Here is a 21,073-nt window from a genome sequence, read left to right on the forward strand (position 1 = left end):
GCCATCCGGGTCGCGGGGGAATCACAGGGCCCGTGCCCCATCCTGTTCCTGCATCTGCGTCACCCGGCCATCCTGGCGTGCCGCAGACCTACGGCTTCCTCTGCGCCCTGGACCAGGCCGGCACCGATCCAGGTGACGATCGACGCCGCCACGCCACCTGACACGGGGTCGGTCCGCTGCGGGCCCGGAACCGCACCCGTAACAGCGCCTCAAGAGCCGCTTCCAGGAGTTGGCCTCAGGGGTTCTCGGTCCAGGCCCGATCCGCAACCCACCGCAATACGCGGCGCTCGTTCTACGACTTCCGCCGGGCGGAAGGCGCCGGGCCGGTCCTCGACCCGTTCCTGCTCGATCGCGGACGCCGCTCGGGCCGCGCGAACGCCGGCCACCGGCCGCCACCTCCAGCGGCTCCCTGCCCGCCCCGAACCCGACCGAGAACCCGGGACGGACAGCGCACGCCGGCGTCGGTGAAGTCCGAACTCACCATCACATACGCACAGTTGAGGACCGTCAGCCGCCGAGAAACGTGTTGATCCGTGCACCTGGCATGTGGATGCTTCATACGCATCAACCCACCGACTCCGGAGGCACATCCATGAGACCGACCCGCGCCGTAATGCTGATCGCCGCAACCGTTCTGACGCCCGCCCTTCTCTTCACCGCACCGGCCTTCGCCGCCGACGCGTCCACGCCGACCACGCCCGTCACCACCACGTCTGCCACGGCCTGCCCGGACGTCTCGTCCGGCACCGGGACCCCGGTCGACGAGCTGACGGACGACCAAGTCAGGGCCGCGATCCAGGACATCCTCACGGACGACAACGCCGGGGCGGGCGTGCTGCGCGAGGCCAACGAGGCGCTGAGCGGTACGGCGGAGGACATGCGTGCTTTCCTGGAGACGGGATGCCGCCTCGCCCAGGCCGAGGACGACTCCGTCGCGGTCGCCCATGTCCTCGCCGTGGCCACCCAGAACGGTGACAAGCGGGTGATCAAGGCGGCCAACGCAGCCCTCGACGCCAACACCCCGGAAGCGCTGCGTGCCTTCCTGGAGACGGGGTACGCCCAGGCCCAGGTCGAGGACGACTCCGTGGCCGTGGCACACATCCTGTATGTGGCCACGCAGAACGGTGACAAGAGGGTGATAGCGGAGGCCAACGCCGCCCTCGATGCCGGTACCGCCGAAGCCCTGAGCTACTTCCGGTGGACCGGATACCGGCTCGCGCAGGCCGAGGACGACCGCGTGTACATCACCCACATGCTCACGGACCCGAACATCAGCGACGCCATGTACGACGCGATCCAGGCGGTCCTCGACGACGGCAGCCCGGAAGCCCTCCGCTACTTCCGCACCGTCGGCCAGTACGAGATCGACAGCTGAGCGTGGAGAGTGGGGCGACGAGGGAGGCCGCGGCCTCCCTCGTCGCTCCGGCGTGCTCTGCGTAGGCGGGGCTCCGACATCCGAGAACGCGCACGTCAGAGACCCGCCCCGATGACGGTCGGTGACCGCCGCACCTCCGTGTCGGACGTGCCATCACATTACTGAACCGTAACCTACCGGCTGCTATCACGAGTAACTTACTCACGCGTAAGGTTCTGGCGAACCGCTACCGAGCGGCATGAACGCGCCATGGGACGGCCGCGTTCCCATGCCGCTTTCACCTGTGCACCTCACTGCCGGCCGCTTCACAGGAGGTTTGCCATGCCCGCACGCAGACGACTTCTGGTCGCAGCAGTCACCGCTGCCGCCTGCCTGGGCGTCCAGGCCCTGTCGTCCTCCCCCGCATCGGCGGCGGGCGAGGTGGTCTCCAGGGGAGTCACCATCCCCGCGTTCTACGACCCGCCCACCGACCTGCCCAGCGCCGACGGCACTCTGATCCGCAGCGAGCCGCTCACGCTCGCCCTCAGCCTGCCCGGCCTCGACGGGCCGCTCCCCGGTACCGCGACACGTCTGATGTACAAGTCCACGGACTCGGGCGGTCAGCCGGTGGCCGTCACCGGCGCCTACATCGAACCGACCGCCGCATGGCGGGGCGGCGGGGCACGTCCCCTGGTCGTGGTGGCGCCCGGCACCATGGGACAGGGCGACCAGTGCGCCGCGTCCATGGGGCTCGAACACCCGCTGACGGTCAACGGCCAGACGGTGTCCGTCGGTTACGAGGATCTCGCGATCTACCGTCTGCTCGCGAAGGGCATCGCCGTGGTCGTCACCGACTATGTCGGCCTCGGCGCGACCGACCGGCTGCACACCTACGTCAACCGCGTCGACGAGGGCCACGCGGTGCTGGACGCCGCCCGCGCCGCCCGCTCGGTCGGCGGAGCCTCCGTCACCGAGGCGTCCCGGGTGGGGCTGTTCGGCTACAGCCAGGGCGGCGGGGCGACCGCCGCCGCAGCCGAACTCCAGGCGTCGTACGCCCCCGACGTCACGCTCGCCGGCACCTACGCAGGCGCTCCGCCCGCTGACCTGACCTCGGTCACCAAAGCCATCGACGGAAGCGAACTGGCCGGCGCGCTGGGCTGGTCACTCAACGGCTTCCTCCAGTCCGACCCCGCTCTGAAGCCGATCGCCGAGGCGCATCTCAACGCCGCCGGCAAGGCCGCCCTCGCCGACCTGTCGACCATGTGCGTCGGAGACGCGATCTTCGGCTACGCCTACTCGAAGAGCACCAAGTGGACGACCGACGGACGGTCCATCAGCGACATCATCGCCGACACGCCCGCGCTCCAGTCGTTCCTGGACAGCCAGCGCATCGGCACCCTCGAACCGTCCGGGCCCGTCCGCATCGCAACCGGCGTCAGTGACAACCTCGTTCCGCACGCCCAGGCGCGGCAACTCGCCGTCGACTGGTGCCACAAGGGAGGCGATGTCACCTACAAGGCCGTCGCACTGCCCAATCTCGTCAGCGCGCTCCTCAACCACTTCGCCCCGCTCCTCACCGACCAGAGCGACGCGATCGGCTGGCTGACCGACCGGCTCGCGGGCAGGACGGCCACCTCCAACTGCTCCAGCATGCCTGTCCAGCCCTGATCAACCGCACAGGTGGGGGGGGCAGCCCATACGTGCCGGATCGCGACCAGGGAAGCAAGAAGCCACCATCAACCCGGCGAACCTTCGATTCGCGGCTCGTCGGCCAGGAGTCCGGCGATGCCGGCGGGGCTGAACACGTCCTGGGTGGCGAGGGCGATGCCGCCGTGGAGTCCGGAGGTGCCCTTGAGCTGGGTCGCGGTGATGGTCAGTTTGCGGGTGGCCAGGGGCAGGGCGCGCTGGTACACGGCGGCCCGTACGGCGGAGACCAGGTCGTCGCGGAGTTCGCTGAGCGGGCCGGACAGGACCAGGGTGCGCGGGTTGAACATGTGGACGAGCATCGCCACCACCTCGCCGATCTCGGTGGCGGCCTGACGCACGGCGTGCAGCGCGGTCGGGTCGCTGTCGGCGATGCGCCGGGCGAGTTCACGGGTCCCGTACAGCGGGTCCTCGTCGGTCGACTCGGGGATGCCCAGGCCGCGCAGCACGGCCCGGTGGGAGGCGATCGCGCCGACGCAGCCGACGTTCCCGCACCCGCACAGGACGTTGCCGCCGCCGGGGGCCCGGATGTGGCCGATGTCGCCGGCGGCCCCGTCAGCACCCCGGTAGACGTCACCGCTCGCCGTGATGAGGCCCGACCCGATTCCGCCGGCGATCTTGATGCACAGCAGCGGTGACTCCATGCCCGCCTGTGCGACCTCGCCCAGCGCCATCAGGTTGACGTCGTTGTCGACGACGACCGGGGCACCGAAGCGCCCCCGGAGATGCTCGGCGACCGGGTAACCGTCCCATCCGGGCATGCCCGTCGGCTGCACCGAGCAGCCCTGCTGGAAGTCGACAGGGCCGGGCAGGCCGACGACCACCTCGCGCACCCGCGCCGGATCACGGCGATGCTTCTCCAGGAGTTCCTGCAGCTTGCCGGTCACCGCGTCCAGCACCGGCTGGGGGCCGGAGCCGATCGGGATGGCCACGGTGTCCCGCGCGATCACCCGGCGGCTGAGATCGGCGATCGCGACCTGCGACTCCGCGGTGTCGACGTCCACGACGGCGACGGTTCCGGCCTGTGGACTGATCTCCAGTACCCGAGGGGGCCGGCCGCGCACGGACCGTCTGGACTCGACCTCCTCCAGGATTCCGGTGCCGACCAGATGATCCACCTGCTGTCCCACGGTCGACCGGGCCAGGCCGCTGCGCCGGGCGATCTCGGCCCGGTTGGTCGCGGCTCCGGACACCACCAGCCCCAGCACCCGCCGCAGCGCGTGGGGCACCGCCATGCTGCCCGCCGCGTCATCAGGACGACTCTCATCTTTATGCATTCACGTGAACGTAATGCGGTTGCTTTAAGCCCGTCAAGAGCCGTGGCCCGCCTGGCGACGATTAAGGATCTAAGCGGACATGCTCCCGGAATTCGATCGTATTTAGGCCTTGAAAAAAATTAAATGACTCCTCTTGTGCCTTGCTCGCGAACTAAACGATGGTGATGCGCAACGCGGCGTTCAGCCCGCGGTCGCCTTCGGACGGAGCGCCCTTGAGTGCCCCGGTCCGATCGGTCGTCGCCCGAGTGGGCCCCTCCACACGGCACCTCGTCAGCCCCTCACGGACCACAGGAGTCTCATGGCTCAGCAGCAGGCACGGCACCGCATCGGGATCCTCGGTGCCGGCAACATCTTCGGCCGCTACGTCGAGGGACTGCGCACCATCCCGGAGCTCGAGGTGGTCCGTGTGGCCGACGTCGACACGGCCCGTGCCCGGGCGGCCGCGGCCGAGTACGCCGTCCCCGCCTGGGGCGGCGGCGAGGAACTGCTGGCCGACGACTCCGTCGAGATCGTCGTCAACATCACCCCGCCGCAGTTCCACGCCAAGACCGTCATCGCCGCGCTGGAGGCCGGCAAGCACGTCTACGTCGAGAAGCCGGTCGCGGCCACGGTCGCCGAGGCCCGCGAGGTCCTCGACGCGGCCGGGCGTGGCACGGCGCTGCTGGGGTCGGCCCCTGACACCTTCCTCGGCAGCGCCGTGCAGACCGCCCGGCACGCGATCGACACCGGCCGGATCGGCGAGCCCGTCGGCGCCACCGCCTTCGTCCGTTCCAGCCGCTCGGAGACCTGGCACCCGGACCCGCGCGCCTTCTACGGACCGGGCGGCGGCCCCGTCCTCGACATGGGCCCGTACTACCTGGCCGCGCTCATCAACTGCCTCGGCCCGGTCGCCCAGGTCTCGGCCGCCACCCGCATCGGCGCGCCGGTCCGCAAGGTCACCAGCCCCGGACGGGTGGTGGACGAGGTCACCGTCGAGGTCCCCACCCACGCCTCGGCCACCCTGACCTTCGCCTCCGGCGCCATCGGCACCACCCTGATGAGCTTCGACGTCTGGGACACCGAACTCCCGCGCATCGAGATCTACGGCACCGAGGGCACCCTCGCGCTGCCCAACCCCAACTTCTTCGACGGCGACGTACGACTGAAGCGGCACGGGGACACGGACTGGCAGGTCCTCACCCCGGTCACCGCCCTCTTCGGCGCTGTCGACACCCCGGAACAGCACCGCCGCGGACTCGGCGTCGCCGATCTCGCCGGCGCTGTCGACGGCGGACCGCACCGCGCCGACGCGCAGTTCGCCTTCCACACCCTGGAGGTGCTGGAGAGCTTCGAGACCTCCCAGCGAGAGAACCGTTTCGTCACCCTGCAGAGCAGCTGCGACCGTCCGGCGCCCCGCCCCACCCTCTGACCGGCGCCCCGCCCCACCCTCCGAGAGGACCGCAGACCATGAAGATCAGGCAGGACCGCCTCGCCATCAACCCCCTCCAGTGGGTCGCGAGCGCCGACGGCTGGATCGACCCCACCCTGGCCCCCTCGCTCGACGAGCAGCTGACGGCCGTCCGCGACGCGGGCATCACCGCCCTGCACAGCGCCGTTCCCGGTGACCTGACCCCGCAGGCGTACGCGGCGAAGCTCGCCGAGTACGGCATCAGCGCCGCGCCCGGCTACATACCCGTCCGCCTCACCGACGACGAGAGCGAGCAGCAGGGCTTCCGGGACGCGGCGGCGCGGGTCGCCGCACAGCACGCGGAACTCGGCGTGCCCACCGTCTTCCTCGCCATGGGGATGGCCAAGGACGCCGAGCGCGTGACCCGGCCCGCCGTCGGGCACCTCGCAGAGCAGGGCCGGCTGGAGCGGGTGCGGGACCTGCTCGCCGAGATCGCCGGCATCGTCCGGGCGGAGGGGATCACCCCGGCCTTCCACCCGCACGTCGGCACCTGGGCGGAGACCGAACTGGAGACCCGCTTCGTCCTCGACACCGTCGATGCCTCCGTCCTCGCCTTCGGACCGGACATGGGCCACCTGGCCTGGGCGGGCGCGGACCCCGCCCGGCTGGTGCGCGACTACGCGGACCGGGTCGCGAGCGTGCACATCAAGGACCTGGACCTCGGCCTCGCCGCCCAGGCCAGGGAGGCCGGCTGGGACTACCGCAAGACGGTGCTGGCCGGGCTCTGGTCGGAACCGGGCCACGGCAACGCCGACATCGAGGGCTTCGTCGGCGCGCTGCCCGAGGACTTCGACGGCTGGCTGATCATCGAGGTCGACCGGGGAGCCCGGCCGACGCCGGAGGAAAGCGTACGGCTCTGCGGAGAGTGGGCCGTGAAGCAGCACGCGTAGCCATGACCTGGTTACGCGGCGCGCATGTGGTGCAGCCCGGGGAGGTCCGGCAACGCGGTGACCCCGGGAGACACAGCAGAATCTGAGGGATGAGACAAGTGGAGAGATCATGCGCAAGACATTGGTGTTGGTCGGCGCCGGACTTCTGACGGCGTCGGTGACCGCCTGTGGCGGCGGCACCCAGGCCTCCGGCGGCAGCAAGACGTTGACCCTCGCCGAGTCGGTCACGGCCACGCCGTGGGACCTGGCCAAGGCCAGCATGGGCCCCGAGGCCCAGTACTACCAGCCCGTCTACGACACGCTGGTCCGGCTGGACGGCACGGGGGACGCCACCCCCAACCTGGCCGCGTCCTGGTCGTACGACAAACCCCAGACGACCCTGACGCTGAAGCTGCGCAGCGGCGTGAAGTTCACCGACGGCACCGCGCTCGACGCACAAGCCGTCAAGCAGAACCTGCTGCACACCAGGAGTGGCACCGCCTCGGCCGCCGGCGAGATCAAGGACATCACCGGTGTCGACGTCATCGACTCCCACACCGTGGCGATCAAGCTGAGTCATCCCAGTGCGTCCCTGCTGCCCGCACTGGGCCAGGTCTCCGGCATGATCGTCAGCCCCAAGGCGCTCACCGACCCGAAGACCCCGGTCGGCTCGGGCCCGTACAAGCTGGACACCTCGGCCACCATCGCCGGCCAGACCTACACCTACACGCGCAACGCGGACTACTGGAACGCCAAAGCGTTCCCCTACGACAAGATCGTCATCAAGTACATGTCGGACCCGACCGCGCGGACCAACGCGCTGCTGTCCGGTCAGGTCAACGGCGGCACCGTCAACCTGAACCGGGTCAAGACCGTCAAGGGCCGAGGCCTGAACGTGATCACGTACCAGTCCGGCGACGTCGAGGGCCTGTTCATCTGGGACCGGGCCGGCAAGAAGGTGCCCGCCCTGGGCAAGGTGAAGGTCCGGCAGGCGCTCAACCACGCCTTCGACAAGCAGGCCATCATCAAGTCGGCCAAGACCGGGCTGGGCACGGCCACCACGCAGCTGTTCGCCAAGGGTGAGGACGGCTACTCGTCCGACCTGGACAACACGTACTCGTACGATCCCGCGAAGGCGAAGCAGCTGCTGGCGGAGGCCGGCTACCCGAACGGCTTCACGGTCACCATGCCGGACCTGTCCTCGTTCTTTCCGCAGGAGCAGGCCGCCCTCGACCAGGCGCTGGAGGACATCGGCATCAAGGTCAAGCTGGACAACGTGCCCGGCGACCAGATCTTCAGCTCCATCCTCTCCGGCAAGTACGCGATGTCGTACTTCAAGCTCGGCGCGGCCAACGCCTGGGACAAGGTCCAGCTGCAGCTGACGAAGACGTCGACCTGGAACCCCTTCAAGTACGGGGACGCGAAGTCCGACGACCTCATCTCGCGCATCGGTCGGTCGACCGGAGCCGAGCGGGAGAAGCTCTTCGGCGAGCTCAACACCTACGTCGTGGACCAGGCCTGGGACGCCCCCTGGAACGTGATCACCTACGCGTACGCCACCTCCAAGGACGTCAAGGTGACCCCGCAGCCCGGCTCCCAGTACCCGCCCGTCTACAACTACTCCCCGGCGGCCGGGCAGTAGCCGCCGGTACGTTCCGGCACACGGAAGGAGGAACCGACTGTGCTCGTCTTCTTGCTGAGGCGCATCGCCGCCGGCGCCGTCCTGGTGGTCGTCGTGGCCACCGTGACGTTCCTGCTGCTCAGCCTCACCGGCACCGACGTCGCCCGTAACATCCTGGGGGAGACCGCCACGCAGTCGGCGGTGGCCGCCAAGAGCCATGAACTCGGCCTCGACCAGCCCCTGGTGGAGCGCTACTGGCACTGGATCGAACAGGCGGCGCAGGGAAATCTGGGCACCTCGTGGTTCAGCGGTGACTCGGTGAACCAGTCCTTGACGGACACCCTGCCGGTGACTCTCTCCATCGTGCTCGCCGGAATGCTCGTCGCAGCGGTGCTCAGCGTGGCGCTGGGCACCGCGGCGGCCCTGCGCGGCGGCTGGATCGACCGCGTGGTGCAGTTCGCCGCGGTGCTCGGCACCGCGGTACCCAGCTTCCTGATCGCCCTGGTCCTCGCCGTCACCCTGGCCGTGCAGCTCGGCTGGCTGCCGGCCACCGGCTACGTCGCCCTCGGCGACTCACCCGGCGACTGGCTGCGGTCCATCACCCTGCCCGCCCTGTCCCTGGCCGTCGCCGCCACCGCGGCCACCGCCATGCAGGTGCGCGGCGCCCTGATCGACGTCCTGCGCGCCGACTTCGTCCGCACCCTGCGCGCCCGGGGCCTCACCACCCGCAGCGTGGTGTTCCGGCACGCCCTGCGCAACGCGGCCCCGCCCGCCCTGACCGTGCTCGCCCTGCAGTTCATCGGCCTGATCGGCGGAGCCGTCGTCGTGGAGAAGGTGTTCGGCCTGCCGGGCATCGGCACCCTCGCCAACTCGGCCGCCGTCCGCGGCGACGCCCCCGTGCTGCTCGGCACGGTCGTGGTCACCGTCGTGATCGTCGTCGCCGTCAACCTGCTGCTGGACATCGCGTACGGCTGGCTCAACCCGAAGGTACGTGTCTCATGACCGCCGTGGAGACCCCGACCGCCCTCCCGCGGCGGGACGGTCTGCTGCGCCGCGCGCTGCGCGACCCGGTCGCCGTCGTCTGTCTGGTCATCCTGGGCCTGGTGATCGCGGCGAGCATCGCCGCCCCGCTGCTCACCGACCACGACCCCGCCCGCAGCGTCCTCGCCGACACCCTGGCCCCCCTGTCGGGCGCCCACCCGCTCGGCGGCGACGGCGTCGGCCGCGACGTCCTGGCCCGCCTGCTCTACGGCGGCCGCACCAGCCTAGTCGGCGGCACCATCGCCGTCCTCGTCGCCTTCGCGGTCGGTGCACCGCTCGGCCTGGTCAGCGGCTTCTACCGGGGCTGGTTCGACGCCGTGGCCGGCTGGATCGTCAATGTCATCATGGCCGTACCCGCGATCATCGTGATGCTCGTGGTCATGGCGGCCGTCTCGCAGGACCTCAACGTCGCCATGGCCGTGCTCGGGGTGATCATGGCGCCGATGGTCTTCCGCCTCATCCGCGCCTCCGTGCTCGCGGTCCGCGAGGAGCTCTACGTCGACGCCGCCCGCGTCTCCGGACTCGGCGACGCGCGCATCATGCGCCGGCACATCCTGCCCGTGGTCGTCGCGCCGTCCGTCATCCAGGCCACCCAGGTGTTCGCCCTGGCCATCGGCATCCAGGCCGGCCTCGCCTTCCTCGGCCTGGGCAAGGCCTCCCAGGCCAGCTGGGGCGCGATGCTCAACGACGCCTTCACCAACGTCTACAACGAGCCCATGCTCCTGGTGTGGCCCGGCCTCGCCATGGGCCTGACCATCCTGTCGTCAAGCCTGCTCGGCAACGCGGTGCGCGATGCGCTCGGCACCTCCCAGCCCCGGGGAGCGGTGGTACGCCGCAAGGCCGCGCCCCCCAGGACCGCGCCCCGCGAGGCCGCCCCTGCCGCCGCGCCCTCGCCCGACCGGCTGCTCACCGTGGAAAACCTGCGGGTCGTCTACGGCGAGAAGACCGTCGTCGACGGGGTGAGCCTCACCGTCTCGCGCGGCGAGGTCCTCGGCCTGGTGGGAGAGTCGGGCTCCGGCAAGAGCCAGACCGCGTTCTCCGTCCTCGGACTGCTCCCGTACGAGGCGGACGTGACGGCCGACCGGCTCGTCTTCGACGGGAAGGAACTGCTGAGCCTGGACCTCGCCGCGATCAACGCGCTGCGCGGGCGCGGCATCGGCTACATCCCGCAGGAGCCCATGTCCAACCTGGATCCCTGCTTCCGCATCGGCTTCCAGCTCGTGGAGCCCATGCGCAAGCACCTCGGGCTGTCCCGGGCCGAAGCCCGCACCAAGGCGCTCGAGCTCCTCGCCCGGGTCGGCATCCCGGACCCCGAGCGGGTGTTCACGTCCTACCCGCACCAGATATCCGGAGGCATGGCCCAGCGCGTCCTCATCGCCGGCGCCGTCTCCTGCGACCCCGAGCTGCTGATCGCCGACGAACCGACCACCGCGCTCGACGTCACCGTCCAGGCCGAGGTGCTCGACCTGATGCGCTCGCTCCAGCAGGAGCGCGAGATGGGGATGATCCTGGTCACCCACGACTTCGGTGTCGTCGCCGACATCTGCGACCGGGTCACCGTCATGCAGCAGGGACGCATCGTCGAGACCGCCCCGGCAGGGCAGATCTTCGCGTCGCCCGAGCACGCCTACACGCGGATGCTCCTCGACTCGACGCTCGAAGGCGGCCCCGCCCGCGGTGCCCTGGGCGTTCCCACCAAGCCCCTCAAGCCCCTCAAGCCCCTCAAGTCCCTCAAGGAGATGACGTCATGACCTCCCCGCTGCTCGAAGTCGACGACGTCGTCGTGGAGTACCCGGGCAAGGGCCGTGGCAGAAAGCCGTTCCCCGTCCTGCACGGCGTCTCCCTGTCCATCGCGCCCGGCGAGACGCTCGGCCTGGTCGGCGAGTCCGGGTCGGGCAAGACCACCCTGGGCCGGGCGGTCCTCGGCCTCGCCCCCGTCACCGGCGGCGAGATCCGCTACCAGGGCAACCCGATATCCCGGCTCGGCAAGCGGGAGCGACGGGAACTCGGCAAGGACATCCAGGTCGTGTTCCAGGACCCCTACACCTCGCTGAACCCGGCCATGACGGTCATGGACATCCTCACCGAACCGCTGCAGGTGACCGGAGTGGCCCGCGCCGAGGCGGAACGCCGGGTGCAGAAGCTGCTCGATCACGTGTACCTCCCGCAGGACGCGGCCCGCCGGCTGCCCCGCGAGTTCTCCGGCGGCCAGCGCCAGCGCATCGCCATCGCCCGCGCCCTGTGCCGCGACCCCAAGCTGATCGTCTGCGACGAACCGGTCAGCGCCCTCGACCTGACCACCCAGGCCCGGGTCCTGGACCTGTTCATCGAGATCCAGGAGACGACGGGCGTGGCGTACCTCTTCGTCACCCACGACCTGTCCGTCGTACGGCACATCAGCCACCGGGTGGCCGTGCTCTACCGCGGCGAGATCGTCGAGGCCGGCGACGCGGCCCAGGTCACCGAGCGCCCCGAACACCCCTACACCAAGCGGCTGCTGCTCGCCGCTCCGGTGCCGGACCCGGAGCGGCAGGCGCGGCGCCGGGCCGAACGCCTGAAGCCGGCCGCCTCGTGACGGGCACCGACGTGGTGGACACCCTGACCCGCTACCTCGCGCTGTGCGACGTGCCGGCGCGGGTGGCGGGCGATCCGGGTGACCTGGGGGACTTGTTCACCGAGGACGCGGTCTGGGAGGGCGGCGGCGGTGCCTACGCCGAGAAGTTCGGCCGCACCGAGGGCCGCGCGGCGATCGTCTCGATGCTGTCGGGCTATCTGCCGCCGAGACCGCACTTCCGCACCAACGTCCACCTGCTGTTCCCCGGCACGGTGGACGGCGACGGCGACACCGCGCACGGCAGCTGGCTCATGCAGCAGCTGTCGCGGTACGAGTCCGGCGACGCCGAAATGACGGTGGCACGTCTCGACGTGACCTTCCGTCTCGCCCGGGACCGCCCCCGTATCTCCGTCTTCCGTACCGAACGACTCTTCACCGCACCGCTGCCGGAGGAGCGATGACCACCGCGACGAACAACCGCACCATGCTCCTGACCTGCTACGCCGACACGCACGGCTACGGCTGGCACCACGTCGACCTGTTCACCCACGACCACACCGGCCGGGAGGTCAACTGGGTCCACTGGACGGTCGACGAGGACGGGCCGGCCGGCGCCGACGCGGCGACCGCCCGTGTCGAACCCGGCCTGCGCCGCACCACCGAGTGGCGGCGCGGCGTCAGCGCCGACGGCAGCGAGTACTGGACCGCGCGGGCGGACTGGGACGGCTGAGATGTGCCTCGTGTACATCGTCGACGACGACGAGGAGCTGAGCGCGTCGCTCGCCTGGCTCCTGGAGTCGGTCGGTATCCGCTCGGAGCGTTTCCAGGACGCCCGGACCTTTCTGCGGTCCTACGACCGCGCCCGGCCGGCCTGCCTGGTCCTGGACGTCCGCATGCCCGAACTCAGCGGCTTCGACGTCCAGCAGCTCCTCAACGGGACGGGGTCGCCGCTGTCGGTCGTCTTCGTCTCCGCGCACGGCGACATCCGGATGTCCGTCCGCGCCCTGCAGAACGGCGCCGTCGACTTCCTGGAGAAGCCGTACGACCCCCAGCACCTGCTCGACGTGGTCCAGGCCGCACGGCGCACCGCCCGCGAGCGCTTCACCCGCGCAGCCCGGCGCGGCGAGCTGCACGCCAGACTGGACACCCTGACCGCACGGGAGCGGGACGTGCTCGCCCTGTCCGTCGAGGGCGTGCCGAACAAGCAGATCGCAGGCCGGCTCGGCATCAGCGCCAAGACGGTCGACGTACACCGGGCCCGCATCCGGGAGAAGACCGGCGCGGAGAGCATGGCCGCCCTGGTCCGGGACGTGCTGCGGCTGGACGCCCGGTGATCCCGGAGGAGGGGCTCGCGCCGGCCGACTTCCGTGAACTGACCGATGCCCTCAAGTACTGCGTCCTGCTGCACGACGCCCGCACCTTCGACATCCTCTGGGCCAACCAGGCCGCCTGTGACCTGCTCGGCTGGACCGTCGACGAGCTGAGGCCCCTCAAAGCGCCGGACATGAGCAAGAACGCCCGCCAGTACAGCCGCGAACTCGGCCACCGCTGGCTGGGCCGCGCGGTCGAGCACGGAGTCAGTACCACCGAGTGGTGCTACCGCGCCAAGAGCGGCGAGGAGATCCTCACCGAGGCGATCGCGATCCGGGTCGAACTGGCGGCGCGGACGGCGGTGATGGTCCAGTTCCGGGACATCGCCGAGGAGAAGGCGGTCCAGCGCGATCTGTTCCGCACCGAGCACCGGCTGCGTGCCTTCCTCGGCGGCCTGGCCGAGGGGATCGTCGTCCTCGACGACGCGGACCGCGTGCTCTTCGCCAGCGAGTCCGCGACCAGACTGCTCGACGGCGGTCTCGACGGGGCCGACTTCGGCATCTACTGCTGCGACGGACGCGTCCCCGAGCGCGAGGGCCGCTACCGGTTCGCCGCACCCGGCGCGACGCCCCGCTGGTATGCCGCGACCTGCCAGCACATCGAGATCGAGAGCGACCTGCGCGGCCGGATGCTTCTCTTCTACGACATCACCGACCGGGTCCGTGCCGAGGAGCGGCACCGACGCGACACCCAGCACCTCGACCACCTGGCCCGCTACAACGCCATGGGCGACATGGCGATGGCGATCGCCCACGAGGTCAGCCAACCGCTGGCGGCCGCCTACAACTTCGTCGAGGGAACGCGCGGCCGGCTCGGCGCCGACCAGGAGTCCGTGCTCTGGGGGCTGGACAACGCCGTCCGGCAGATCGACCGGGCCCGGCGGATCCTGACCAGCCTGCGCCAGTACGTCGGCCGCCTGGAGCAGTCGGAGCAGCTGACCGACCTCAACGCGATCGTGCGGGACTGCGCGTACTTCGTCGAACTGCGGGCCCAGGAGCACGCGGTGACCGTCGAGTTCGACCTCACCGCCGAGCCGCTGCCGGTGCGCTGCGAGAACGTGCTCATCGGGCAGGTCGTGATGAACCTCGCCTTCAACGCGGTGGACGAGATGGCCCGCCTGCCGGAGAGCGAACGCACGGTGACGGTCACCACCCGGCGCGCCGAGGACGGCCGGGCCGAACTCGCGGTCCGCGACCGGGGCCACGGGCCGCCGCCCGACGAGCGGATCTTCGAAGGCGTCTTCACCGCCAAGGAGAACGGCAGCGGTATCGGCCTCGCCCTCAGCCACCGCATCATCACCCGCCACGGCGGCACCATCGACATCCACGCGAACGAGCCTCGCGGCTCGGTCTTCCGGTTCACGCTGCCGGCCGTCCCCACCCACCTGTCACCCACGGAGCCGTGATGCCCGCCCGCTACCACAACGCCACGCTCATCGACGGAACCGGAGCCGCCCCGATCCCCGACGCCGTCCTCGTCGTGGACGACGACGGGGTCATCGCCTACGCGGGCCCCGCGTCGGACGCACCGCCCGCCCCGGCGGCGACGGAGACCGACCTGGGCGGCCGGACCCTGCTGCCCGGCTTCTTCGACTGCCACGTGCACCTGTGCATGACCCCGGGGCGCGGCCTGCTCGCGGGACTGGCCGCCGACCCGACGGTGGAGACGTTCGAGATCGCCGAGCGGATGCGCGCCACCCTGCACGCGGGCGTGACGACCATGCGCGACCTCGGGGGCGTGCCCGCCGGATACCGCACCGCCGTGGAACGGGGCCTGATCGACGGCCCCCGGCTCCAGGTCGCCGTGAAGGTGATCGGCCACACCGGCGGACACGCCGACTGCACACTCCCCGGCGGGATCGACGCCGCCCCGTACCTGGGCGAGATCGCCGACACCGCGGACGAGGCCCGGATCGCGGTCCGGCGGATGCTGCGCGCGGGCGCGGACCTCGTCAAGGTCTGCGCCACCGGCGGGATGGGCAGCCCGCACGACGACCCCGACGACGAGGGACTGACCCGGGACGAGCTGAGCGCCGTCGTCGAGGAGGCGAAACGACACCGCGGGAAGCCGGTCGCCGCGCACGCCCAGGGCACCGCCGGTATCCGCAACGCCCTCCAGGCCGGGGTCACCAGCATCGAGCACGGCTACGGAATCACCGACGAACTGTGCGACCTGGCCCTGGAACAGGGCGCGTTCCTCGTCCCGACCCTGTCCACCGTCTTCGCCCCGCTCGACCGGGCCGCCATGCCCGACTACCACTTCCGCAAGAAGAGCCGCTGGTCCGGGATCAGCAAGGAGAACATCGCGCACGCGATCGCCCGCGGTGTCCCGATCGCCCTGGGCACGGACGCCGGAGTCGTTCCGCACGCCCGTAACCTGCTGGAGCTGTCGTACCTCGTGGAACTGGGGATGAATCCGCTCGACGCGATCACGGCGGGCACGCTCAACGCGGCCCGGCTCCTTGGTCTCGACGAGCAGCTGGGGTCCCTGGAGGCCGGGAAGTCGGCCGACTTCGTGGTCGTGGACGGAGATCCGTCGCAGGACATCACTGTCCTCGGCCGGCCGGAGAACGTGGTGCTGGTGGCGAGGTCGGGAACGGTGCGGAAGAACCTTCTGGGCGTCGGCAAATAGGGGATTTCCCCTACCGGACGCGGTCAATTCCCCATGGTGGGAAGCAGGTTGCCGAGCATAGCGTGATGGTGTGGCGGGCGAGAGAACCGCCCGGCAATGCGAGGAGAATCCCTCATGGCGCATTTCGATCAGCTATTGGCGCTGGTGGCCGGACGACGGGCCGAGTTCGAGGAGAAGCGGCACGTCCCGCCGGATGTGATCGCTGAATTCAAGCGTGCGGGAATCTATCGGGCGGGCGTTCCGAAGCGCTTCGGCGGCGACGCACTTCCGCCCGCCGAATTCCTCCGGCTCATCGAGCGGATATCGGTGGTCGACGGCTCGGCCGGCTGGGTCGCGAGCTTCGGATCCTCCGCGATCTACCTGGCCGCCCTGCCGCTCGACACGCAGGCCGAGCTGTATGCGGACGGACCCGATGTCGCCTTCGCGGGCGGCCTGTTCCCGGTCCAGCCCGCCGCACGCGTCGAGGGCGGCTACCGGGTCTCGGGCCGCTGGAAGTTCGCGAGCGGCTGCAAGGGCGCCGACGTCCTGGGTGTCGGCATCAAGGCGGGTGAGAACCAGGCCGGCCGGCCCCTGACCGCCGTACTGCGGCCCGAGCAGGTGGAGATCGCCGAGAACTGGGACGTCATCGGCATGCGCGGCACCGGCAGCCACGACCTGGTGGTCGAGGGGGCCGTCGTACCCGAGGAGTGGACGTTCGTCCGCGGCGGCGAACCGACCGTCGACGAACCCCTCTACCACTACCCGACCGTCCCCTACGCCGCCCAGGTCCTGGCCGTCGTCGGTCTCGGGGTGGCCCGCGCCGCCCTTGACCTCGTCATCGCCCAGGGCGGCCGCTCCGGCTACACCGGCGCCCCCAAGCCCGCCGAACGCGCCACCTACCGCATCGCAGTGGGCCAGGCGGAGGCCCAACTCCGCTCCGCGCGTGCCTACTTCTACGAGGCCACCGAGGAGGCCTGGGCGACCGTCGCGGCGGGCGACCCGGCGTCGGACGTGCAGGCGAGCTCACTGCGCCTGGCCTCCGCGCACCTCGCCAAGACCTCCTTCGAGGTCGTCCGGGCCGCCTACCAGCTCGGCGGCATCGGCGCCATCACCGATGGCAGCCCCCTCCAGCGCTACCTGCGCGACGCCTCGGTGGTGCCGCAGCACGCCTTCCTCCAGGAAGGCATGTACGACGGCGCCGGCGCGGTCCTCATGGGCGTCCAGCCCTTCCCCGGTTATCTCTGACAGGCCTCCGCAAGGCCTCTGAAAGGCAGGGAACCCATGTCCGACGCACCACTGCGGGTGCTGTTCTGCATCGGCGTCAACCAGAACTTCTTCGACCTGCCCACCGGCCAGGGCAAGTCGGTCTGGGACGGCTTCACCAGCATGCTCACCCAGCTGCACGAACTGCCCGGCGTGACCGTCCTCGGCACCATCGACGACGACCAGCACATGGTCGGCCCGTCCGACTCCTGGCCGTGGACCTGTTACGTCCTCGCCGACGTCGTCGACCAGCCGGCCGTCGCCGCCGCCTGCAACCTCTTCCGCACCGTCCAGGTCGGCGAGCACGGCCTGTGGCGGTACATGAAGATCGAGGCCCGCCTCGGCCGTCCACTGCCCGAGCCGGAGGTGACCCGATGACGAACCCGCCGCTCGTCGAGTCCGACCGCGTCGCCGGCAGCCTCTACACCGACCCGGCCCTCTTCGAACGGGAGATGGACCGCATCTTCCACCGCACCTGGGTGTGGGTCGCCCACGAGAGCGAGATCGCCAAGGCCGGCGACTTCAAGACGGCCTGGGTCGGCCGCCGTCCCGTCATCGTCACCAGGGACCGCCGGGGCGGCGTCAACGTCCTGCTCAACCGCTGCCGGCACCGCGGCGCCAGCGTCTGCGAGACCCCCAAGGGCAACGGCAACGGCTTCACCTGCCCCTACCACGCCTGGTCGTACAGCCTGGACGGCAGCCTGCGCGGCATCCCGTACCCCGAGGGCTACGAGGACGTCGTGGAGAAGAAGGACCTGCCGCTGCAGCGCCTGAAGGTCGGCTCGTACGGGGGCATGGTCTTCGCCAGCTTCACCGAGGACATCGAGCCGCTGGAGGACTTCCTCGGCGGGGCCCGGCTGTGGATCGACCGCTTCATGAAGCAGGGCGCGGGCTACCCGATCAAGGTGCAGGGCGAGCACCGGTTCCGCTTCGACGGCAACTGGAAGATCCAGCTGGAGAACACCACCGACTGGTACCACTTCCCGATCGTGCACCGCTCGTGGATGGCCTCGGTCGACGCGGAGACCGCGAGCATGCTGTCGATCATGACCGACGAGACCGCGGTCACCCACGCCCTGGGCAACGGCCACAGCGTCTCCGTCTCCGTCGCCGAACACGCCGACCTGGACGTCGACGACGGCACCGAGAAACTCCAGGACCGCTTCAGCCACATCGTCCAGGAACTGTCCGAGGACATGCCGCCGGAGAAGGTGCGGCGGATCGTCCGCTCCCTGCACGGCGCCGGGTTCAACCTCAACCTGTTCCCGAACGTGGCCATGTCGATGTCCTTCTTCCGCGTCCTGCGCCCGATCTCGGTCGGCGAGACGGAGATCCGGCACGTGGCGCTCGGCCTGGACGGCGGCCCGGAGATCGTCAACCGCGAACGGCTGCGCATCCACGAGCACTTCCAGGGCCCCTTCGGCTTCGGCAGCCCCGACGACGCCGAGGCGTGGAACCGCGTCCAGCGCGGTGTGGCCGGCGGGGTCGACATGCCGATCCTGGTCAACCGGGGCCTGGGCCGGGAGAAGCCCAACGACCTAGGACAGCCCACCTCCCACGCGACCGACGAGACCGGGATGCGGGAGGCGTACGACATGTGGAAGAGGATGATGACCGATGGCGACTGAAGTGGCCGGCACGGCGGTTGAAATCCCGCTGGACGACCCTACCGCCCTCGCCGCCGTCTCCCTGATCTGGCGCGAGGCCCACCTCCTCGACAGCCGCCGCTACAAGGAGTGGGACGGCTTGTGGGCCGAGGGCGGCGAGTACGTCGTCCCCATCGACCGCGAGGCGACCGACTTCGCCGACCGCCTCAACCTCGTCTATGACGACGACCGGATGCGTCGCATGCGCATCGAGCGCCTCACCGGCGGGTTCTCCATCTCCGCCGCGGCGGCCGCCCGTACGGTCCGCACGGTGTCCCGGTTCGTGGAGACCGGCCGTGAGGAGGACGCGATCGAGTTGTGCTCGGCGCAGGTCCTGGTCGGCTACAAGCGTGAGGAGACCTTCGTCCTCGCCGCCGACGTCACCCACCGGATCGTGTCCGGCCCGGACGGCCCGCGCATCGCCCGCAAGATCGTGCGCCTGGTCAACTCCGAGGACGCGGTCACGGCATCGGGGTTCCTGCTGTGAGCCCGCACCCGCACGCGCACGACGAGGAACCCCGCCGCGTCGCCCTGGTGACCGGCGCGGCCCGCGGCCTCGGCGCCTGCATCGCCGCACGCCTCTACGACCGCGGCTACTGCGTCGCCCTGACCGACCTGGACGAGGAGGCCGCCGTGAAGGCGGCGGCCGAGCTCGACCCGGAGGGCCGTTACGCCGTCGGACTCGCGCTGGACGTCCGCGACAAGGACGCCTTCGCCCGGGCCCGCGACCAGCTCGTCGAACGCTGGGGCGCCGTGCACGTCCTGGTCAACAACGCCGGACGCGCCAAGGTCGAGAAGCTGATGGAGATCAGCCCGGAGAGCTTCGACGAGGTCGTGTCCACCAACCTCAACGGCACCTTCTTCGGCTGCCAGGTCTTCGGCGCCTACTTCGCCGGACGCGGCTACGGGCGCATCGTCAACATCGCCTCGCTCGCCGGCCAGAACGGCGGCACCGCGACCGGCGCGCACTACGCGGCGGCCAAGGGCGGGGTGGCCACCCTCACCAAGGTGTTCGCCCGTGAACTCGGCCCGTCCGGAGTGACGGTCAACGCCATCTCGCCGGGCCCGCAGGACCTGCCGATCGTCCGCGCAATGGTCCCGCCGGAGCAGCTCGCCGCCATCGAAGAGTCCATTCCGGTAAGGCGGTTGGGCCGTCCGCGGTTCATCGCCGACATGGCCGTGCTGCTCGCCTCCGACCACGCGGACGCGGTCACCGGCGCCTGTTGGGACGCCAACGGCGGCCTCTACATGCGCTGACAGCGCCGTCAGCTCCCCACCCGAATCACTCGAATCACCCAAAGGCAGACGGATGTTCACAGTCACCGTCACCGTCACCGTCACCGTCACCGACACCCACGACGAAACCGACACGATCAAGGTCCTCCGGCTCGTCCGCTCCGACGGCGTCGCCCTCGCCCCCTACTCGGCCGGCGCGCACATCGACGTGACCGGACCCACCGGGGTAACCCGCCCGTACTCCCTGTGCGGCCCGCCGGACGACTCCGGTGCCTACACCATCGCCGTCAAACGGGAGGCGGACTCCCGCGGTGGCTCCCAGGCCCTGCACGACAAGGCCGAACCGGGCACGGAGCTGACCGTCGGCGCACCCCGGCAGCTGTTCGGCCTCGCAACGGACGGGGCCCGGCACCACTTGCTGGCGGCGGGCATCGGGATCACACCGCTGCTGGCGATGGCGTACGAACTGCACGCCAGGAGAGCCGAGTTCACGCTGCACTACGTGGCGCGGAGCCGTGCGGAGGCGGCCTTCGCCGGGCTGCTGGAGGAGTCGCCCTTCGCGGACCGGGTGGTCCAGTACTTCGGGCTCGGCCGGCCGGCGTCCCGCGACGCACTGGCCACCGCGCTCACGGGGCTGGGGGCGGACAGCCACGTCTACACCTGCGGACCGCACGACTTCATGACGTACGTCCGCGAACTCGCCGCCCGTGACCTGCCGGAGGAGCGGATCCACTCGGAGCTGTTCCAGGTGGACTCCCCGCAGGACCCGTCCGGCGACACCTCCTTCGAGGTCGAACTCGACACCGGCGAGGTCTACCCGGTCCCGCCCGGCAGGAGCATCGCCGAGGTGCTGGAGGAGAACGGCGTCCCGCTGGACACCTCCTGCCGCGAGGGCATCTGCGGGACCTGCGTCCTCCGGGTGATCGAGGGCGAACCCGACCACCGCGACCACTGCCTGTCCGCCAAGGAGAAGGCGGCAGGCGACCAGATCGCCGCCTGCGTCTCACGGGCGAAGTCGCCGCGGCTGGTGGTGGAGCTGTGGTGAGCCGGCCCGAACCGAACCACGAGAGGAGCGGCACC

General features: G+C 70.5%; 20 protein-coding genes. 19 read left to right on the top strand and 1 reads right to left on the bottom strand.

Annotation, left to right across the window (positions count from 1 at the left end; translation table 11 throughout):
* The first annotated feature begins 592 nt into the window (after positions 1-592).
* Both ABT137_RS12795 and ABT137_RS12800 read left to right on the top strand, forming a co-directional pair.
* Positions 593-1,375, top strand: a complete 783-nt coding sequence (locus ABT137_RS12795) for an ALF repeat-containing protein (protein WP_351706840.1) — start codon at positions 593-595, stop codon at positions 1,373-1,375.
* A gap of 321 nt (positions 1,376-1,696) precedes the next feature.
* The gene (locus ABT137_RS12800) at positions 1,697-3,022 is read left to right on the top strand and encodes a lipase family protein (RefSeq protein WP_351706842.1); all 1,326 of its coding nucleotides are present in this window, start codon (positions 1,697-1,699) and stop codon (positions 3,020-3,022) included.
* Positions 3,023-3,090: 68 nt separating this feature from the next.
* Here ABT137_RS12800 and ABT137_RS12805 read toward each other — a convergent pair whose 3' ends face one another.
* Positions 3,091-4,293 carry an ROK family transcriptional regulator gene (locus tag ABT137_RS12805; protein WP_351706845.1) on the bottom strand — a complete coding sequence of 401 codons (1,203 nt, stop codon included), beginning with the start codon at positions 4,291-4,293 and terminating at the stop codon, positions 3,091-3,093.
* 340 nt (positions 4,294-4,633) lie between these two features.
* Here ABT137_RS12805 and ABT137_RS12810 point away from each other — a divergent pair, with 340 nt between their 5' ends.
* From ABT137_RS12810 to ABT137_RS12890, 17 genes are all read left to right on the top strand, one after another.
* Entirely contained in the window at positions 4,634-5,743 is a 1,110-nt protein-coding gene (locus ABT137_RS12810) for a Gfo/Idh/MocA family protein (RefSeq protein ID WP_351706847.1), read from the top strand.
* Between the two features lie 38 nt (positions 5,744-5,781).
* Positions 5,782-6,672 (top strand): sugar phosphate isomerase/epimerase family protein, encoded by an 891-nt coding sequence (locus tag ABT137_RS12815; protein WP_351706850.1) that lies wholly within the window; start codon positions 5,782-5,784, stop codon positions 6,670-6,672.
* A gap of 109 nt (positions 6,673-6,781) precedes the next feature.
* Positions 6,782-8,293 (top strand): ABC transporter substrate-binding protein, encoded by a 1,512-nt coding sequence (locus ABT137_RS12820; protein ID WP_351706853.1) that lies wholly within the window; start codon positions 6,782-6,784, stop codon positions 8,291-8,293.
* A 39-nt stretch (positions 8,294-8,332) separates the two neighbouring features.
* On the top strand, positions 8,333-9,274 hold the full coding sequence (locus ABT137_RS12825) for an ABC transporter permease (protein ID WP_351706856.1): 942 nt from the start codon (positions 8,333-8,335) through the stop codon (positions 9,272-9,274).
* Positions 9,271-11,064 (top strand): ATP-binding cassette domain-containing protein, encoded by a 1,794-nt coding sequence (locus ABT137_RS12830; RefSeq protein ID WP_351706859.1) that lies wholly within the window; start codon positions 9,271-9,273, stop codon positions 11,062-11,064. Before ABT137_RS12825 ends, ABT137_RS12830 begins: the two co-directional genes overlap by 4 nt.
* On the top strand, positions 11,061-11,888 hold the full coding sequence (locus ABT137_RS12835; protein WP_351706862.1) for an ATP-binding cassette domain-containing protein: 828 nt from the start codon (positions 11,061-11,063) through the stop codon (positions 11,886-11,888). The genes ABT137_RS12830 and ABT137_RS12835 overlap by 4 nt, the downstream gene beginning before the upstream one ends.
* The gene (locus ABT137_RS12840) at positions 11,885-12,328 is read left to right on the top strand and encodes a nuclear transport factor 2 family protein (RefSeq protein ID WP_351706864.1); all 444 of its coding nucleotides are present in this window, start codon (positions 11,885-11,887) and stop codon (positions 12,326-12,328) included. Before ABT137_RS12835 ends, ABT137_RS12840 begins: the two co-directional genes overlap by 4 nt.
* On the top strand, positions 12,325-12,597 hold the full coding sequence (locus ABT137_RS12845) for a hypothetical protein (RefSeq protein ID WP_351706866.1): 273 nt from the start codon (positions 12,325-12,327) through the stop codon (positions 12,595-12,597). Before ABT137_RS12840 ends, ABT137_RS12845 begins: the two co-directional genes overlap by 4 nt.
* 1 nt (position 12,598) lies before the next feature.
* A complete protein-coding gene (locus ABT137_RS12850; protein WP_351706868.1) occupies positions 12,599-13,201 on the top strand; it encodes a response regulator transcription factor in 603 nt (200 codons plus the stop codon).
* The gene (locus ABT137_RS12855; RefSeq protein WP_351706871.1) at positions 13,198-14,643 is read left to right on the top strand and encodes an ATP-binding protein; all 1,446 of its coding nucleotides are present in this window, start codon (positions 13,198-13,200) and stop codon (positions 14,641-14,643) included. The genes ABT137_RS12850 and ABT137_RS12855 overlap by 4 nt, the downstream gene beginning before the upstream one ends.
* Positions 14,643-15,869, top strand: a complete 1,227-nt coding sequence (locus ABT137_RS12860) for a metal-dependent hydrolase family protein (RefSeq protein WP_351706874.1) — start codon at positions 14,643-14,645, stop codon at positions 15,867-15,869. Before ABT137_RS12855 ends, ABT137_RS12860 begins: the two co-directional genes overlap by 1 nt.
* A gap of 114 nt (positions 15,870-15,983) precedes the next feature.
* Positions 15,984-17,093: an acyl-CoA dehydrogenase family protein gene (locus tag ABT137_RS12865; RefSeq protein ID WP_351706877.1), complete on the top strand. Its 1,110-nt coding sequence runs from the start codon at positions 15,984-15,986 to the stop codon at positions 17,091-17,093.
* Positions 17,094-17,129: 36 nt separating this feature from the next.
* Positions 17,130-17,489, top strand: coding sequence for a hypothetical protein (locus tag ABT137_RS12870; protein ID WP_351706880.1), 360 nt, complete (start codon positions 17,130-17,132; stop codon positions 17,487-17,489).
* Positions 17,486-18,739 carry an aromatic ring-hydroxylating oxygenase subunit alpha gene (locus ABT137_RS12875; RefSeq protein ID WP_351706883.1) on the top strand — a complete coding sequence of 418 codons (1,254 nt, stop codon included), beginning with the start codon at positions 17,486-17,488 and terminating at the stop codon, positions 18,737-18,739. Before ABT137_RS12870 ends, ABT137_RS12875 begins: the two co-directional genes overlap by 4 nt.
* Positions 18,729-19,244 carry an aromatic-ring-hydroxylating dioxygenase subunit beta gene (locus ABT137_RS12880; protein WP_351706886.1) on the top strand — a complete coding sequence of 172 codons (516 nt, stop codon included), beginning with the start codon at positions 18,729-18,731 and terminating at the stop codon, positions 19,242-19,244. Before ABT137_RS12875 ends, ABT137_RS12880 begins: the two co-directional genes overlap by 11 nt.
* A complete protein-coding gene (locus ABT137_RS12885; RefSeq protein WP_351706889.1) occupies positions 19,241-20,014 on the top strand; it encodes an SDR family NAD(P)-dependent oxidoreductase in 774 nt (257 codons plus the stop codon). Before ABT137_RS12880 ends, ABT137_RS12885 begins: the two co-directional genes overlap by 4 nt.
* 52 nt (positions 20,015-20,066) lie before the next feature.
* The gene (locus ABT137_RS12890) at positions 20,067-21,038 is read left to right on the top strand and encodes a PDR/VanB family oxidoreductase (RefSeq protein ID WP_351706892.1); all 972 of its coding nucleotides are present in this window, start codon (positions 20,067-20,069) and stop codon (positions 21,036-21,038) included.
* The last annotated feature ends 35 nt before the right edge of the window (positions 21,039-21,073 follow it).

It is taken from the genome of Streptomyces sp. NPDC001980, from assembly GCF_040296885.1.
Classification (GTDB): Bacteria; Actinomycetota; Actinomycetes; order Streptomycetales; family Streptomycetaceae; genus Streptomyces.

Coding starts and splice junctions, on each gene's coding strand:
- ABT137_RS12845 (WP_351706866.1), top strand. CDS start 12,325: ATGACCACCGCGACGAACAACCGCACCATGCTCCTGACCTGCTACGCC.
- ABT137_RS12880 (WP_351706886.1), top strand. CDS start 18,729: ATGGCGACTGAAGTGGCCGGCACGGCGGTTGAAATCCCGCTGGACGAC.
- ABT137_RS12875 (WP_351706883.1), top strand. CDS start 17,486: ATGACGAACCCGCCGCTCGTCGAGTCCGACCGCGTCGCCGGCAGCCTC.
- ABT137_RS12850 (WP_351706868.1), top strand. CDS start 12,599: ATGTGCCTCGTGTACATCGTCGACGACGACGAGGAGCTGAGCGCGTCG.
- ABT137_RS12820 (WP_351706853.1), top strand. CDS start 6,782: ATGCGCAAGACATTGGTGTTGGTCGGCGCCGGACTTCTGACGGCGTCG.
- ABT137_RS12810 (WP_351706847.1), top strand. CDS start 4,634: ATGGCTCAGCAGCAGGCACGGCACCGCATCGGGATCCTCGGTGCCGGC.
- ABT137_RS12865 (WP_351706877.1), top strand. CDS start 15,984: ATGGCGCATTTCGATCAGCTATTGGCGCTGGTGGCCGGACGACGGGCC.
- ABT137_RS12860 (WP_351706874.1), top strand. CDS start 14,643: ATGCCCGCCCGCTACCACAACGCCACGCTCATCGACGGAACCGGAGCC.
- ABT137_RS12870 (WP_351706880.1), top strand. CDS start 17,130: ATGTCCGACGCACCACTGCGGGTGCTGTTCTGCATCGGCGTCAACCAG.
- ABT137_RS12800 (WP_351706842.1), top strand. CDS start 1,697: ATGCCCGCACGCAGACGACTTCTGGTCGCAGCAGTCACCGCTGCCGCC.
- ABT137_RS12815 (WP_351706850.1), top strand. CDS start 5,782: ATGAAGATCAGGCAGGACCGCCTCGCCATCAACCCCCTCCAGTGGGTC.
- ABT137_RS12795 (WP_351706840.1), top strand. CDS start 593: ATGAGACCGACCCGCGCCGTAATGCTGATCGCCGCAACCGTTCTGACG.
- ABT137_RS12830 (WP_351706859.1), top strand. CDS start 9,271: ATGACCGCCGTGGAGACCCCGACCGCCCTCCCGCGGCGGGACGGTCTG.
- ABT137_RS12805 (WP_351706845.1), bottom strand. CDS start 4,293: ATGGCGGTGCCCCACGCGCTGCGGCGGGTGCTGGGGCTGGTGGTGTCC.
- ABT137_RS12890 (WP_351706892.1), top strand. CDS start 20,067: ATGTTCACAGTCACCGTCACCGTCACCGTCACCGTCACCGACACCCAC.
- ABT137_RS12835 (WP_351706862.1), top strand. CDS start 11,061: ATGACCTCCCCGCTGCTCGAAGTCGACGACGTCGTCGTGGAGTACCCG.